Raw genomic sequence first — 15,782 nt, 5'->3', positions numbered from 1 at the left:
GCCTCTGAAGGCACCGTCTCTCCCGAAGCTGTCCACTGGCTGCACGGAAGGCTGTGAATCGGCAAGAGTAGGATAGAGCAGATGCCGCAGCCGGGTTCGCCCGGACGTAACCGAGCAAGGAGAGCGACTTCGTGAGCCCCGATACTACTGGCCCCGCCGCTGTAATTGTCCTAGCTGCCGGAGCCGGTACGCGGATGAAGTCACGGACTCCCAAAATCCTCCACGAAATCGGCGGACGCTCCATGGTGGCGCACGCCATCCTCGCAGCTCGCTCCATCGATCCCCGGCAGCTGGCCCTCGTGGTCCGCCATGAGCGGGACCTCGTCGCCGCGCACATTGAACTGATCGATCCCGACGCCGTCATCGTGGACCAGGACGATGTTCCGGGAACCGGGCGCGCGGTGGAAGTAGCCCTTGACGCCTTGGACGCGAAGGCAGAACTCACCGGCACGGTAGTGGTCACCTACGGTGATGTGCCTTTGCTGACCGGTTCCCTTCTGTCCGAGCTGGTCGCCACGCACGAATCCGAAGGCAACGCCGTGACGGTCCTGACCGCGGTGCTCGACGACGCCAATGGCTATGGCCGCATCCTTCGTGCCGAGGACGGCACCGTGCTGGGCATCCGCGAACACAAAGACGCGAGCGACGCGGAACGTTCCATCCGCGAAGTCAACTCCGGCATCTACGCTTTTGACGCAAAGGTGCTTCGCGAGCAGTTGCGCAAAGTGACCACCGAGAACATCCAGCAAGAAAAATACCTCACTGACGTTCTTGAATTGGCGCGCGACGCCGGAGGCCGGGTTTCCGCCGTCGTCACCGCCGACCGTTGGCAGGTCGAGGGCGCCAACGACCGTATCCAGCTCGCCGCGCTCGGCGCAGAGCACAACCGCCGCATCATCGAGGCGTGGATGCGTGCAGGCGTCACGGTCGTTGACCCGGCCACCACCTGGATCGATTCCACCGTCACACTGGACGAAGACGTCCGCCTCCTGCCCAACACGCAGCTCCACGGCACCACCACCGTGGCGCGCGACGCCGTCGTCGGCCCCGACACGACCCTCACCGACGTTTCGGTGGGCGAAGGCGCGAAGGTGACCCGCACCCACGGCTCAGGATCGACCATCGGTGCGGGAGCCAGCGTTGGTCCGTTCACCTACCTGCGTCCCGGCACTGTCCTTGGGGAGACCGGCAAGATCGGCGCCTTCTACGAAACCAAGAACGTGACGATCGGCCGCGGTTCCAAGCTGTCCCACCTCGGCTACGCCGGCGACGCCGAGATCGGCGAGGACACCAACATCGGCTGCGGCAACATCACGGCCAACTACGACGGCGAGAAGAAGCACCGCACGGTGATCGGCTCCGGTGTACGGACCGGTTCCAACACTGTCTTCGTGGCCCCCGTAACGATCGGCGACGGCGCATACAGCGGCGCCGGTGCCATCATCCGCAAGGACGTTCCCGCCGGAGCCCTCACCCTGAGTGTCGCTCCCCAGCGCAACGCGGAAGGCTGGGTCATCGCCAACCGGCAGGGCAGCAACTCGGCCCAACGGGCGCAGGCTGCGCAAGCCGCGCTTGGCTCCACTGCCACCCCCGATTCCTCAAGTACTCCGGCAACCACAGAAGAGGGCACACAGGCATGAGCGAAATTACCGCACACGGCGAGAAGAAACTAGTTCTCGCCGCCGGACGGGCCCACCCCGAGCTGGCGCAGGAAATCGCCAAGGAGTTGGAGACCGAACTCCTGCCTATCGACGCCTACGACTTCGCGAACGGCGAGATCTATGTGCGCTCAGCGGAGAGCGTCCGTGGCACCGATGCCTTCGTCATCCAGGCGCACCCGGCCCCGCTGAACAACTGGCTCATGGAGCAGTTGATCATGATCGATTCCCTGAAGCGCGCGTCCGCGAAGCGGATCACGGTTGTGTCGCCGTTCTACCCGTACGCCCGGCAGGACAAGAAGGGCCGCGGCCGCGAGCCGATCTCCGCCCGCTTGGTGGCAGACCTTTACAAGACCGCCGGCGCGGACCGCATCATGTCGGTGGACCTGCACACGTCCCAGATCCAGGGGTTCTTTGACGGCCCGGTGGACCACCTCATGGCCATTCCGCTGCTTGCCGACTACATCCGCACCAGGGTCGAAGCGGACAACATCACCGTTGTCTCGCCGGACACCGGCCGTGTCCGCGTTGCGGAACAGTGGGCCGAGCGCCTGGGCGGTGCGCCTTTGGCGTTCGTCCACAAGAGCCGCGACCTCACGGTGCCGAACCAGGCCGTCTCGAAGACCGTCGTCGGGCAGATCGAAGGCCGCACCTGCGTCCTGATCGACGACATGATCGACACCGGTGGAACGATCTCCGGCGCCGTCCAGGTCCTCAAGAACGCCGGCGCCAAGGACGTCATCATCGCGTGCACCCACGCCGTCTTCTCCGAGCCGGCGGCACAGCGCCTGGCCGATTCCGGTGCCCGCGAGGTGGTCGTCACCAACACCTTGCCGATTCCGGCCGACAAGCGCTTCCCGCAGCTCACGGTCCTGTCGATCGCACCGTTGATTGCGCGCGCCATCCGCGAAGTGTTCGACGACGGTTCCGTCACCAGCCTCTTCGACGGCAACGCCTGATCCCCACCGGCTCCCAGCCTTCGCAAGCTCAGGCCGGGGCCCTCGCCGGCGTGGGCCCACTCATCGCTGGTCCAACCCAACTAACTCGCAGTTGTTGTCGTTATGAGCCCTCAAAACGACAACTAATGCGAGCCAGTTGGGGCGGGGCGGGGTCGTTTTCCCTTTGGCGGGACGCGGCTGCTAAACTCTTGGGGATACCTTGGCGAGGGAGAGCACATCCGGGTTAAAACCGGATTGCGGGTCTCCGTTATCGACTGGGTCTGAATCTCCTTCAACGAAGGCGGACCGAACCTGCTGCTCAGCGGCTGGCATTCCGCCGGGCGTGGAAGGTCACCACAGACCTCCGCCCTTGCTGATCGACTTGCCGGCAATTCGCCGGCGCCACAGTAATCAAGGAGTACACATGTCTGAGCAGAAGCTCGCAGCAGAACTGCGCACTGAATTCGGCAAGGGTTTCGCCCGCCGCGCCCGTGCAGCCGGCCAGATCCCCGCCGTCATCTACGGTCACGGCGCTGAGCCCATCCACATCAACCTCCCGGGCCGCGCCACCACCCTGGCCGTCCGCGTTTCCAACGCCCTGCTGGCCCTGGACGTCAACGGCGAAGAGCACCTTGCCCTCGTGAAGGACATCCAGCGCGACCCGATTAAGCAGATCATCGAGCACATCGACCTCCTGACCGTCCGCAAGGGCGAAAAGGTTACCGTTGACGTTGCCGTCCACGTTATCGGTGAAGCTGCCATTGGCGCTGTCGCCAACCAGGAAGCCACCACGGTTTCCCTCGAAGCCGAGGCTACGCACCTGCCCACCTTCGTCGAAATCAGCATTGAAGGCCGCAAGGCCGGCGAGCACGTCCACGCTTCGGACATCGTCCTCCCGAGCGGTTCGGAATTGCTCACCGATCCCGAGACCCTCATCATCAACATCTCGGAGGCCACTTCGGAGGCCGAAGAAGAGGCAGCTCCTGCCGCTGAGTAGTCGTTCGGTTTATTAGTCTTTCCGACTAATTGCGGCATTAGCCTTAGCGGGTGGCCGGGTCCCTGAGGGGTCCCGGCCACTTCTTTTTCATTCCACACTCTTGATTCCCTAGGATGACTCCATGACAGACACCTGGCTGATCGTAGGCCTTGGCAATCCCGGCGCTGAATACAGCCACAACCGCCACAACGTCGGCCAAATGGTCCTGGACGAACTGGCCTCACGGATGGGCGGAAGCTTCAAAGCCCACAAGGCCCGGGCGCAAGTGGTCGAGGGCAGGCTGGGGATCGGCGGACCGCGCGTAGTGCTGGCGAAACCGATGAGCTACATGAACGTTTCCGGGGGACCCGTATCCGGCCTGGCCAGGTTCTTCGACATCGCCCCTGATCACGTTATTGCCGTCCACGACGAAATTGATATTCCCTTCAATACGGTCAAGCTGAAGATCGGCGGCGGAGAGGGCGGGCATAACGGCCTGCGGGATATTTCCAAGGCCTTGGCTACAAAGGACTACTTGCGGGTTCGCGTGGGGGTGGGCAGGCCGCCCGGAAGAATGGACACCGCGGATTATGTCCTCAGGGATTTTGGAGCTTCCGAGAAAAAGGAGCTGCCATTCCTCCTGGATGAAGCTGCGGATGCCGTCGAGGTATTGATGACTCAAGGTTTGCTTGCCGCCCAGCAGAAGTTCCACCCCGTCAAGGCCTAGCAGCGTGGGCCTACGTGCACTCATTTCGGTGGTTAACAAGTACCCTGATCGTTAGTCGGCTGGCTAATTGATTCACGCCGATCGCTATGATACTTTGCAAATCACTGCTGGGGGTGAAGAGGAAATACAAAAGCAAACGACCCGCTGAACGTCACGTCCGCCAGAGCTGCGAAGGTAGCGTGATCTAAATTGCGAGCAACACCGGAGTCTGAAACAGAGCGACCCGCAACGGAGCGGCAAGCACTGGGCGCTGCAGAGCGTCGAAAATGGTCGTCCCTGGTCCGGCAGGATCTTCAGAACACGGTTATTGACGCGCTCGGCGACCCGTCTTTGTACGGAGTGGTGGTGGTTGGCGCGCCGGGCGTCGGCAAAGCGACTTTCGCCCGTTCGGTTGAGGCCCGGCTCACTCCAAAGACTCACGTCCTGCACCTCCACGGCTCCACGGACGTCAGCACTCCTTTTGGGGCGCTGGCCCATCTGGTGGCGAGGCTTCCCGTCGATGCCGCAGATTCCCCTGGCGCGATCATCCACGGCATATCGCATTTGATAAGTTCGGACGCCGCGGGGCGCGAAGTGCTCTTGGTCCTTTCGGAACTGCCCGCTTTGGACAGCATGAGCACGGCCCTTCTGGTGCACTTGTTAATCAGTGGGACAGCGAAAGTCCTCGTCACTGTCCGCCAAGCCACAGACATGCCAGAAGACCTGATCAGGCTGTTGAAAGACGGCCTCCTGGACGAAGTTGAACTTCAGGTTTTTTCACGGGCGGAAGTTGCTAAATTACTGAGCGGCGTCCTTGGAAAACGGGTGACCGCTACTGCTGCAAGCGCTTTGCACGCGTCCAGCGGTGGAAATCCCTTGGTGCTCCAGGCCATCGTCACCGAACAGCTCCGCTCAGGCAACCTGCACCTGGCCGGACAGGTTTGGGCGATGAAGGGCGAAATCCACCTTTCTTCCGCTGAAGTCCTGACCGACCTGGTCCGCTCGCGCCTGGCCCGGGAGACCCCCGCGGTCCAGGAAGCCCTGGAGCTGCTTGCCCTCATTCGAACGGCCCCGCTCGCCGTGCTCTTGGACGTCCTGGAACCTGAAGTGGTTGCCGAGATGGAGTGGTCCGGCTACCTGCGCGTCGAACCGTCAGGCGCCCGCCGGGTGGCGCTGCGAGACGAGTACATGGGTGAGGTTATTCGGGGCTGGATGGATCTGCCACGGCGGAATGAACTGCGGCGGCTCGCCGCCGGGGTGATCGGCAGCATCACCCGGGACCTTGATGCCGAGGCGCTCCTGGGCTTTGCCTCTTCGACACTGAACGTCCGCGAAACCCTTGAACCAGGAGTGGCACTGGCAGCTGCGACGGCAGCGAACAGGCAATTCGATCCCTGGTTCGCCTTGGAATGCGCCCGGCAGATCGGCCGCGAGGACAAGGAATGGGTGGCTGCCGCCCAGCAGCGCTGCGTTTCCCACGTTATTCTGGCCGAGCACGAGGCCGCGGTGGCCGCTTTGAAGGATGTGACGCCCGAGCAGCTTCGGCGCCTCCCGGCGTATGACTACGCGGACTATGTCCAGGAACTCTGCAGCGCGCTGCTGTGGGTTCCAGGTGGGCACCTCCAAATACCCGGCCTCATCGCCGAGGCCCGGGAGGATCTTTCCCGCCGATCGCAGGAAACCGGAGCGGATGCCACGGAAATCGAACGGGCAAGCGGGATGCTCAGGCTCGCGAGTTTCGAGCTCCACGTCCATCAGGGCGAGTATGCCGAAGTTGCCGAAGCCTTGGAGCAGGAGTACCGGGACGGCATCGATCTTCAACAAAGGCTGAGCTGCGGGAGCCTGCTGATCATGGCCTGGGCGGTGTTGGGCAGGGAAATGGAAGCGATCGAGCTGGCGCGCGAGCTGAGGCACAAGATACAGCGTGCAAAGGCGCGGCCGCGGTTGCACAACTGGTTGTCCGAAGGCTTGTTTGCCGCACTCCTGTGCAGCGGACAGTGGGAAGAACTAGCCCGGATGCTGACTGCGACCCTCGATCAGCAACCAAAGAACATCCACTATCTTGGCGGTGCCGCCGAACTGGCGCTGGGCGTTTCCTACACCTACGCAGGACGGGCTTCAGTCGCGATCGACACCCTGCTGGGCGCCCAGGCGCAGTTGGAAATCAGGCGCAACTACTACGGACCAGCACTGGCCTACTCCGCGCTCGCTTTTGCGTACGCCCAGGCCGGAGACGTGAAGGAATCCCGGACTTTTCTCGAATTGGCCGAAAAGGGACAAGGGGAAACGGCCTGGTTCCCCGCCTGGATGGCCGAATTCTGCGTCAAGATGGCCAGGCGTTGGCTGAAGGATCCCGGGGCGAAGCAAAGCCTCATCGAGTCGGCCAACCGGGATTTGGCGAAAGGACGGATCACCACGGCGTCCATCAGCCTCTTCGGCGCCACCGTCCACGGCACCGAGGAGGAACTGTTGCTCCTGGAGCAGGTTTCGTCCCGCCGCCAGGGCAAGATGGCCGCAGTCAACCGGATGGTGGCGGAGGGAACCCGCAAGAAGGACCCGAAGACGTTACTACTTGCAGCTTCGGTTGCCCAGGAACTGAAATTGGATGCGGTGGAGTCCCGCTGTGCCGTCCTGGCCTTGGACATCGCCCGGGAAGCCGGCGATTCAGCGTCCGCAAGGCTGGCCCAGCAACGGCTGGACCGCTTGGTCGGGACCGTGCCGGTACTTCCCCTGACACCTCACACTTTTGGACCCGAACTGACGGAAAGGGAGCGTCAGGTTGCAAAGATGGCCAGTCAAGGGTTGAGTAACAAAGAGGTAGCCAACCAGTTGCAAGTTTCCGTGCGCACAGTGGAAGGCCACCTTTACCAAATCTTCACGAAAATGGGAATCTCATCGAGGAGCGAGCTTGAAGGAACCGCGCAGTCATGACAACGCTGCGGCGGTTCATGCTCATGCCGGAGAACGCGCTACAAGGCCGCCCGAACCGTGGCTCGACTATGGGCATTTGCTCCCCGGAATTACGGCCGCCATCCGCGCGGATGATTGTTCGGCAGTCTTCATCGTGGGCGATTCCGGCCTCGGCGCGTCGTCCCTCCTGGCCCAGCTGGGCAGCGTTTTTGGCGGGGAAGTTACGGTAGTCCCGATACACGGAAGTCCGTCACTGACCGCTGTCCCGTATGGGGTACTGGCTCCTTTCCTTGCCCATCTTTCACTCGCCGACATATCTTCCCGGGTTGCCGTGCTTCGCTCACTGTGGGATCACCTCGAGGGCATCCGCGTAGGTACAGGACCGGCTTTGCTGCTGGTCGATGACGCGCACTACCTGGACGATGCCACGTGCGCGATGCTGACCGAGCTTGTCCAGGCAGGATGGGCCAAAGTCGTGGCCGCATGCGTTCCACGGCCGGGAGTTCCAGCACCCCTCTTGCGCATGTGGCACGAGGGGACCGCCGAATGGTTCGACCTGGAGCCTTTGACCGCTGAGCAAGGCCACGAACTGTGCGAGGCATTGCTCGGGGGAATCGTCTTGAACAGCACGAGCCATGGTTTCTGGACGGAGGCGGGCGGCAACACCCTCCTCCTGAAGACCCTTGTCCGCGAAGCTGAGAGCTCGGGAACCCTCGTCCAACGGCACGGCGTTTGGCTCAAGACGGCCGCGACTCCGGTCCACACGGTAAAGCTGGAGGCCGTCGTCAAACTTCAGCTGATGCGCATTTCGGCCGCGGGCCGGGAAGCCTTGAACTTGATCGCATTGGCAGAACCGGTGGACGAGACGTTGATTAACGTTGTGGCCGGTGAAGCGGCCGTCCAGGAGCTGGTTGACCAGCATTTGATCAAGCCCGGAGGCAACGGGTTGCCAAATCTCCGGCTCGTCAATCCGGTCTACGGAGAGGTGCTGAGAAGCATCGTCCCGGCCGCGCAGAGCCTCCAACTGCATCGGCAGCTGATCTCCCGGATGGATGTGTTGGAGGATAACCCGGATTCCTTGTTGCGGATGGTGACATGGTCACTTGATTGCGGGGCGGACGTGCCCGATCGTCTTTTGATCCGGGCCGCGGTCCTTTCGGCGAGGCTACTGCAGAGCGAGACCGCATTGCGTATGGCGTCCGCGGTCCGGGACGTGCAATGGCAATCGATTGCTCAAGCCGTTTTGGCCCGCTCATACTTCAATCTCGGCCGCCGGGACGAGGCCGCGGCAGCCTTGGCCCAGGAAACTGTGGATGGCGACGCCGGACCCTCCCAGGTCGTATCCAGCAGCGTCCTTCGCGCGGCCACGCGTGCAGCCGTCGGGCAGTCGGCTTCCTTGATCCGGGCGGAGGCCGAGATCCTCCGCGAATGGGGCGAACAGCAGCCCGGCCTCGACGGCCAGCGGACGCCGGCCGCGCAAGCCGCGGTGACGCTCGCCGCCACCGTGATCGGGCTGCTCGCCGGCTCCGTCGATGGCGATTACAAGAGGATGGGCCCGGAACTGGAGCGGGTGCTCCTCCAGTCGGGAACCGTGGAAGGCTCCTTGGCCCCACTGTTCAGGGGCCTGGCACTCGCACTTAAGGCAGAAATGATGTGCGCCCTCGGCCGCGGGCGCCAGGCGAGGCTATTGGTTCTCGAAGCTGCCGCCTTGGCGCAGCCCCAGGAGAACGATGTCTTCTTCATCCCCGAGTTCATCTCCGCCCGCCTCGTCATCTGCGCGTTGGCCGTAGGTGACTGGGCCGACGCACAAAATCTCCTCGACAGGTACTACGAATCGTCGGGCGTCTCGATGGCGACCTATGGCGGCGCGGCCTACGTGGTGGCCGGATACATTGCCATCAGGCAGGGAAAAACCGGCGACGCCCTGCCCTTGCTGACGGCGGGACTCGAAGCCTTGAGGGACAGCGATCCGCAGAATCTCTTCGGACTGTGTGCCGCCATGGCTTTCTATGCCGCAGCCGGCGCCGGGCTGCCTGAAGCCGAACGGTTCCGGGCGGACTTCAAAGCCTGGGGACAACACAGCACCCACCTTCTCGCGGCACAGGCAAACAGTTTTTTCGACGCCGGATTTGAACTCCTCAACGCCGACGGTTCGGGAGTGGAAGCGTTGCACCAAAACGCTGACGACGCGGCGAAGGAAAACGCGACGTACCTTGAACTTCATGCCCTTGAGCTTGCGCTCGGCCTGGGAGACACCAGCAGGTTGGACCGGTTTTGTGAAACCGCGGCTGCAACGGAGGGCGAGTGGGCACAAGCGCTCGCCGAGTACGGACGGGCACTCAAGTTCGGGGGAGCTGCCCGGTACCTGTCCGCAGGGGAGAAGCTACAGGCCGCCACTGCCTACCATCTGGCCGCGAAGGCATATGGATTGGCGTTGGCAGCACCGGATCGCGGCCAGACCAAGGAGCTCAGCGCCGTAGCGCGGGCGGGGCTGGCGCACTGCAACGAAGAACTCGGCCAGGGCAGCGAGGAAACGCAGAACGAGTCCGTGGTTCCGAAGCTGACCAAGAGGGAATGGGACATCGTCAATCTGGCGGTCCAGGGACTCAGCGACCGGCAGATTGCGGACACGCTGCTTATCTCGGTCCGGACGGTCGAAGGGCACCTATACCGCTGCTATTCGAAATTGGGGATCACCGGCAGGGACGAACTTGCAGGAGCCGCGGCCGTCGCGCAAGGAGCGTCGAGTACAGGCTGAAGCCGGGAATGGCCGCGGGGGGAGTGGTAGTGCACTCTCGATTCGAACGGACGCCACTGCCAACGACGAGTACCCGCCACCCGGGGGAAAGGTACTCACACCCGCATACGAGTATCCGGCACCAGGAAAGTCGAGTACTCACTACTGGTGTGGGCCTGACGGCCAGCTGGTTAATTGGGGGGTGTCACCACTCGATCACTGGGGGTCTCGCTCATGTTGACAGCAGGCAGTGCATCTACGGTCCATGCCGTTCGGTCCGGGAACGCGTCCCGGTACCAGGCGTTCGACGCATCTTCGGCGACGTCTTCGTCGGATGGAACCGGAGGCAAATCGGTAATTTCGACGGCCTGGCCGCCGATTGGACCCAGAGCCGCTGTTGAGGACATCGCCGTCGCGCTGGCAGCTTCCAAGGGTGGCGTCCTTGTTACTGGGCCGTCGGGGAGCGGCAAGAGCTACTTGACTACTCGCGCGGTGAACGAACTACGCGGGCGCTCATTCGTCGTCGTCATCCGCGGCAGCGCGGCGTTGGCGAGATCACCGTACGGCGCCCTCAATATCCTTCTGAGCGATCTTGACCCGGGATACCTGGCGCATCCAGTCCTGGTGTTGTCGGCACTCACCAATTTGCTCCGTGAGCGCTCCGAGGGAAAGCCGGTGTACCTGGTCATAGAAAACGCGACCGAGCTTGATGAGCTGGCGGCCATGACAGTGGCCCAACTTGCGAGGAACGGCACAGCGCAACTTGTCCTCACCTGCACCGACCCGCAGCGGCTCTGCGGCGAGATCACGCGGCTGTGCGGGGATGGCTTCCTGCACCGGATCGACCTCAAGCCCCTGACTTTCCAGGAATCGCACGCCTGGCTCGAAGCCGGGCTCGGAGCACAGGTCTCCCCGTCCGGCGCCCATGCCCTGTGGACGGCCAGCGGGGGCAACCCGCACTACCTCAAGATGCTCGCAGCGGAGCTCGCCGAATCGGGTTCGCTCCTGAAAAGCGACGGCGTCTGGGTCCTGACGTCCCGGAGCGAACAGCATGGCAGGGCAATCACCGATCTGATCACCACGCGGCTTGGGCGAATGGGCGACGGTGAGCGCAAAGTCCTGGAGATCCTTTCACTGGCCAGGGCCGTGCCCCTGGAATCCCTGCTGGCACTCGCCTCAGCGGACGATGTGGACTCCCTTGAGAAAAGGGGCGTCCTCGTCGTCGACGACTCGTTGCCCAGGATGGCCCGGCTCCAAAGCCAGCTGGTCGGTGACGTGGTCCGGGCGAACGTACCCCCTGGCCGCAGCAACGAACTCCGGGGCCTGCTCCTTAAATCGATGGATCCGGCCCTTGGCCAACGCTCGATGTTGCTATCCATGGCCGCTTGGGCATTGGACTGCGGAGCCAAGCTGGGAAGGGAAGAAGCGCTTGAAGCTGCCGCGATGGCGAACCGGCAACTTGATGCGCGGCTGGCCCTGCGCTTGGTCCGGTCCATTCCGGGCCACTCCACGGTGCCCGGGGCAGTAGCCGAGGAAGCCCGCGCGATGATGACACTGGGTGACGTCGCTGCGGCCCGGGAGCTGCTGGGTCTTCACTTGGATGAACCCGGGGATGAAGCCACCCTGGCCGAATGGGTCCGGCTCAAGCTGGCCGAGGCCGCAGTCCTTCTGGCCCTTCCCGAAACCACGGCGCAAGCCTGCGAAACGCTGGCCCGCGTAAGGCAGCGGCTCGAAGCCGAAACCGGCGAAGGGCAGGACATCGCAACACTTCGGGAGGAACTTGTCCTTGCCGAATCGCAGGCAGCCAGCTATTCGGGTTCCTACGCTGAGATGGCGGCAAGACTGGAAGAAGTTCTTCAAGACTTTGAATCGCACGGCACCGAGTTCCGCCTCCTTGCCGGAAGCTGGCTGTGCGAGGCGTGGGCCCTGACGGGACGGCAATCCGAGGCGGCGGACATGGCGGAACAGCTGACGGCTGACTGCCATGATCCTGCTGTTTCGGTCGCGGCGGCCCGACGCGCCACATCGCGGCTACGGTTCGCCTTCGTACTTGCAGGACGGTGGGATAAAGAGGCGGAAATGGTCCAACCCGGCGACGACCTCTTGGTTTCCGTCGCCGAGGCACTGCCTACAGCGATCGATCTTCCCAAAGCGATCTTCCGGTGCCTCCAGGGACGGGGCCAGGACGGTTTGGACGCGCTCATTCCGGTCATAAGCCAATTGCGCGTCCAGGACAACGAAGGCATGTTGGATGTCGCCTGCACTGCGGCGGCCTACGCCTCGGCTTTGCAGGGCGAGCAGGAGCAGGCCCTGCGCTACCTGAAGGAAGCCTCCACCCAGCTGCGCCGGCCGACGTGGCGGAAGGAACGGACGAAGAGGTACCTCGCGGCGTTGGCCCGTGATCGGGTCGACGGCCCGGATGCCGCCGTCGAGGAGCTCCTCCGCTTGGCCGACGCCGACCGGGACGAGGGCGCCCCCGGTCACGAGATCTTTTGCCTCAGTTCAGCCGTTCGGCTTGGCGCGGTGGCAGCCGCTCCACGGCTGTTGGACTCGGCACTCCGCTGCCAGGGACGATTCGCGGAACTGTGCGTTGCGTACGCACGGGCGACGATGTCCGGAAGCGCAGAGCTTCTTCTTGAGGCTGCACGGTTGGCCGAAGACATGCAGAACGACAGGTTCGCCTTCGATATCGCGGAGACGGTGTTGCAGCTGGACCAGGTTCAGTTGGACAAGACGGCCCTCAGGAAGGCGCGGCAGCTCGCGGAAACGTGCCGGCAGCGCCTGCGCACCCCGCAAAGCGGAAACCAAGAGGGATTGAAGCTGACCGCTCGCGAGATGGAGATCGCCAAGCTGGCGGCGAACCGGGAGAGCAACAAGGGTATCGCCGCGAAGCTCCATGTTTCAGTTCGCACGGTGGAAGGGCATCTCTACCAGATCTTCGGCAAGCTGAAAATCGTTGAACGCTCTGAGCTGAGCTTCGCGCTTGGCAACGTCGAAGGTGGTGCGAAATGACTGAAGTGGTTGCGGCCGATGCGCTTGTCGGACGATTCAACGTGATGGCCGCCGTCGTCGACTGCCTTCTCGACGCCAATGGGCCCGGAGTCCTGCTTTTCGGTGACGCGGGCATCGGCAAGACGGCACTGATTAACGAAGTGGTCTATGAATTAGGGCAACGTGTCCGCCCCTTCAGGGTCTTTGCCGGTCCAACCCTGGCCTCGGTACCGTTCGCTGCCTTGGCGCCCCTTTTGACGGCCTTGACCCCGAGCCAGATCAACGAGCCATTGTCGGTCCTGAGGGCCGTGGTCGCGGCGTTGAACCCGGCAGGCCAGCCACATCCGGCACCGGCGGTCCTGATCGTGGAGGACGCACATCACATCGATGACAGCAGTGTGGCTGTCCTGGCCCAGTTGGCAGCCGCGGAAGCCGCCAAGGTCGTGTTCCTTTGCCGTCCGTATCCGGCGCCGCCCGCAGAGGTCTTCTCGATGTGGTCCGAGGGACTCGTGGACCGATTCGACTTGCAGCCGCTCAACGAGCAGGAAGTCAACCAACTTTGCGCCCAGGCCTTGGATGCGCCCGTCGTCCAGGGCACCAGCGCCGTCCTTTGCAAGTACTCGGGTGGAAACCCGATGTTCCTGCTGGAACTCATCGAACACGCCAAGTCGTTGGGCCAACTGGTCTGCCGCAACGACGCCTGGATGCTTTCGGGTGAGCTTCGGGGAACCAGCGTGCGTTTGATGGACCTTGTCCGGAACCAGATCCTGATGCTGGGCGCCGCGCAGCGCGACACCCTGGAGACGGTGGCCCTCGCCGAGCCTGTCCCGCTGAACGTCGTGCAACGGGCCGGCGACTCCAGCGCCGTGGACGAACTGCAGGAACTGCACTTCATCGAGATTGCGTCCGACCCCGAGCGGCATGTCCGGCTGGCCCAGCCGCTGGTTGGCGAAGTCATCCGCCAGCTGGTCCCGACCGCCCACAGCATGACCATCCGGCGGCGCATCGTGAACCTCATGGAGTCCAAGCCGCAGACCATGGACGGGCTGCTGCGCTACGTCTCCTGGGGATTGGAATCGGGCACCGAGGTTCCGGACTCCGACATCCTGGAGGCGGCCCAGCTGGCAAACCGGTTGTTCATCCCCAGCTACGTGGAGCGGGTTACCGGCGCGATCAAGGATCCGTCCCTGAGGCTTGCCGCCCAAGTAGAGGTGGCGCGGGCCAAATGGTACCGGGGCGACATCAGGGGATCGGTGTCCTCGCTTGCGGGGGTCGTGGATCGGACCAATGATCCGCGGACGGTCCGGCAGGCATCGATGTTGGCGGCCCAGCTCGCCGGGCGGCAAGGCGTCGGGCCGAACGCCATCAAACAGGCTGCGTACGAATGGGAGGCAGCCTTGGCCAGGCTTGCCGAATCCCGTCAGGACATCGACCCCGATGAGCTGGAACGCGGGAAACTGGGAAGCAGGCTCCTTTCGCTGGAAGGCCTCCAAACGGAAGGCCACTACGTCGAGACAGAGCGGGAACTCCGCCAGATCTGGAAAGAAGCGGACGACGACGAGTCCCGCCTCGTGGCGGGCACCCTCCTCGCAGAGGCCATGGCGGTCACGGGACGGCCGGTGTCCGCCATCCAGATTCTGATGGAGATACAGGAAATGGTCGCCGCGAGCGGCGACTGGAGCCTCCAGTACGCAGGAATGGTGATGCGCCGATACATCCTGGCTTTGCAGCAGGCAGGCGAATTCGGCGTTCTTGAAACGTTCCTCAAGAACCATGTTTCCCAAGCACCGAACTCCCTGATCTATTCGGGCGGGATGCTCCACCTGGCTGCCGGAATGGTGGACCTGCGCCGGGGAGACCTGGGAGTGGCCCTGCCCCGGCTTCGCCAGGCTGTCAGCATGCTGCGCGTCTCCGACATGGGGAGCGACTTGCCCGACGCCGTTGCTGCCGCCGCCTACGCGGCGTCGATCCTGAAACGCCGGGAAACCGCGATGACGTACTCGAACGAATACGACACATTGGTCCGGGAAGGCGTGCATCCGTCGCTGCTGGCACAAGGTCATGCGGCAGTTGCGCGAGCCGAGCACACCGGAACGCAAACGGCGATCTCGAGACTCATGTCCCTTGCGGATTCCGCGGCCGCGGACGGGGCTATCGGCGCCGAGATCGACATCCTGATGTTAGTCCTGAGGCTGGGAGACCCCAGTGTGGCGCGTCGGCTGGTAGCGGTAGCCCAGGGCAGCGAAGGCCGCACTGCGGAGTTCGCCTTGAGCGTCGGGCTTGCCCTCGCGCACAAGGACGCGGATCGCCTCATTGAGCTGAGTGATTCGGCAGCCAAGGACGGACTGGAGCTTGCCGCCGCTGACTGCGCCAGCCACGCCCTACGGATCCTGGAAAGCAGGGGGGACAAGGCTCGCCAGCTCGAAGGACAGCGACTCCTCAAGCGTCGCACCGCCGCTCTCGACAAGGCCGGCCCGGCCGTTGAAGGAGCCTCCCCGGATCTCCAGAAGCTGACCCGGCGCGAACAGGAAATCGCGACGCTCGTGCAGTCGGGATCGAGCAACAAGGACATTGCGCTGAGCTTGGGCCTGTCATTGCGCACGGTTGAAGGCCACTTGTACCGAATGTTCGCCAAGCTTGGCATCAGCCACCGCGAAGACTTGATGAACGGTGCCCACGGCGCGCAGGGACTGGGCTAGCCGCAGGCGCGACTGGGTTGACCACTGGGATCGGGTGACCGCTTCCCCGAAGCCGCGTTCCGCCGTCGTGCGCTTGAACAGACGGCACGCAAAGGGCGAAAGGCCTAAAAGCGAGTACTGAATCGAGTGGTTAAAAGCGCTCGGACGGGTAGTCAATCGCCGCGGGA

At 63.5% G+C, this 15,782-nt stretch carries 9 protein-coding genes; 8 read left to right on the top strand and 1 reads right to left on the bottom strand.

The genetic code is table 11. The features are described 5' to 3' along the window. Positions 1-131 precede the first annotated feature (131 nt). The 6 genes from glmU to QRN51_RS10760 all read left to right on the top strand — a co-directional run bounded on the left by glmU (position 132) and on the right by QRN51_RS10760 (position 9,946). The gene (gene glmU, locus QRN51_RS10785) at positions 132-1,640 is read left to right on the top strand and encodes a bifunctional UDP-N-acetylglucosamine diphosphorylase/glucosamine-1-phosphate N-acetyltransferase GlmU (RefSeq protein ID WP_284989829.1); all 1,509 of its coding nucleotides are present in this window, start codon (positions 132-134) and stop codon (positions 1,638-1,640) included. Beyond that, positions 1,637-2,617, top strand: coding sequence for a ribose-phosphate diphosphokinase (locus QRN51_RS10780; protein ID WP_028266439.1), 981 nt, complete (start codon positions 1,637-1,639; stop codon positions 2,615-2,617). Before glmU ends, QRN51_RS10780 begins: the two co-directional genes overlap by 4 nt. 403 nt (positions 2,618-3,020) lie before the next feature. Further along, entirely contained in the window at positions 3,021-3,593 is a 573-nt protein-coding gene (locus QRN51_RS10775; protein WP_284752518.1) for a 50S ribosomal protein L25/general stress protein Ctc, read from the top strand. Between the two features lie 121 nt (positions 3,594-3,714). Beyond that, the gene (gene pth, locus QRN51_RS10770; protein WP_059387937.1) at positions 3,715-4,299 is read left to right on the top strand and encodes an aminoacyl-tRNA hydrolase; all 585 of its coding nucleotides are present in this window, start codon (positions 3,715-3,717) and stop codon (positions 4,297-4,299) included. A gap of 189 nt (positions 4,300-4,488) precedes the next feature. After that, positions 4,489-7,209 carry a helix-turn-helix transcriptional regulator gene (locus QRN51_RS10765; RefSeq protein ID WP_284989828.1) on the top strand — a complete coding sequence of 907 codons (2,721 nt, stop codon included), beginning with the start codon at positions 4,489-4,491 and terminating at the stop codon, positions 7,207-7,209. After that, positions 7,187-9,946, top strand: coding sequence for a LuxR C-terminal-related transcriptional regulator (locus QRN51_RS10760; protein ID WP_284989827.1), 2,760 nt, complete (start codon positions 7,187-7,189; stop codon positions 9,944-9,946). Before QRN51_RS10765 ends, QRN51_RS10760 begins: the two co-directional genes overlap by 23 nt. 170 nt (positions 9,947-10,116) lie before the next feature. On the opposite strand, the gene QRN51_RS10755 is transcribed toward QRN51_RS10760, so the two are convergent. Next, positions 10,117-10,356 carry a hypothetical protein gene (locus tag QRN51_RS10755; protein ID WP_172465510.1) on the bottom strand — a complete coding sequence of 80 codons (240 nt, stop codon included), beginning with the start codon at positions 10,354-10,356 and terminating at the stop codon, positions 10,117-10,119. A gap of 46 nt (positions 10,357-10,402) precedes the next feature. Here QRN51_RS10755 and QRN51_RS10750 point away from each other — a divergent pair, with 46 nt between their 5' ends. Beyond that, positions 10,403-12,937 carry a helix-turn-helix transcriptional regulator gene (locus tag QRN51_RS10750; RefSeq protein ID WP_284989826.1) on the top strand — a complete coding sequence of 845 codons (2,535 nt, stop codon included), beginning with the start codon at positions 10,403-10,405 and terminating at the stop codon, positions 12,935-12,937. Then, positions 12,934-15,615 (top strand): helix-turn-helix transcriptional regulator, encoded by a 2,682-nt coding sequence (locus QRN51_RS10745; protein ID WP_284989825.1) that lies wholly within the window; start codon positions 12,934-12,936, stop codon positions 15,613-15,615. Before QRN51_RS10750 ends, QRN51_RS10745 begins: the two co-directional genes overlap by 4 nt. Positions 15,616-15,782: the final 167 nt, after the last annotated feature.

The organism is Arthrobacter sp. efr-133-TYG-120, assembly GCF_030209785.1.
Classification (GTDB): domain Bacteria; phylum Actinomycetota; class Actinomycetes; order Actinomycetales; family Micrococcaceae; genus Arthrobacter.
The sequence above is the reverse complement of the archived record's forward strand: the minus strand, read 5'-3'. Positions and strand labels throughout refer to the sequence as shown.

Excerpts from the sequence above, each read along its gene's own strand:
- QRN51_RS10780 (WP_028266439.1), top strand. The coding sequence starts at position 1,637 with ATGAGCGAAATTACCGCACACGGCGAGAAGAAACTAGTTCTCGCCGCC.
- QRN51_RS10775 (WP_284752518.1), top strand. The coding sequence starts at position 3,021 with ATGTCTGAGCAGAAGCTCGCAGCAGAACTGCGCACTGAATTCGGCAAG.
- pth (WP_059387937.1), top strand. The coding sequence starts at position 3,715 with ATGACAGACACCTGGCTGATCGTAGGCCTTGGCAATCCCGGCGCTGAA.
- QRN51_RS10745 (WP_284989825.1), top strand. The coding sequence starts at position 12,934 with ATGACTGAAGTGGTTGCGGCCGATGCGCTTGTCGGACGATTCAACGTG.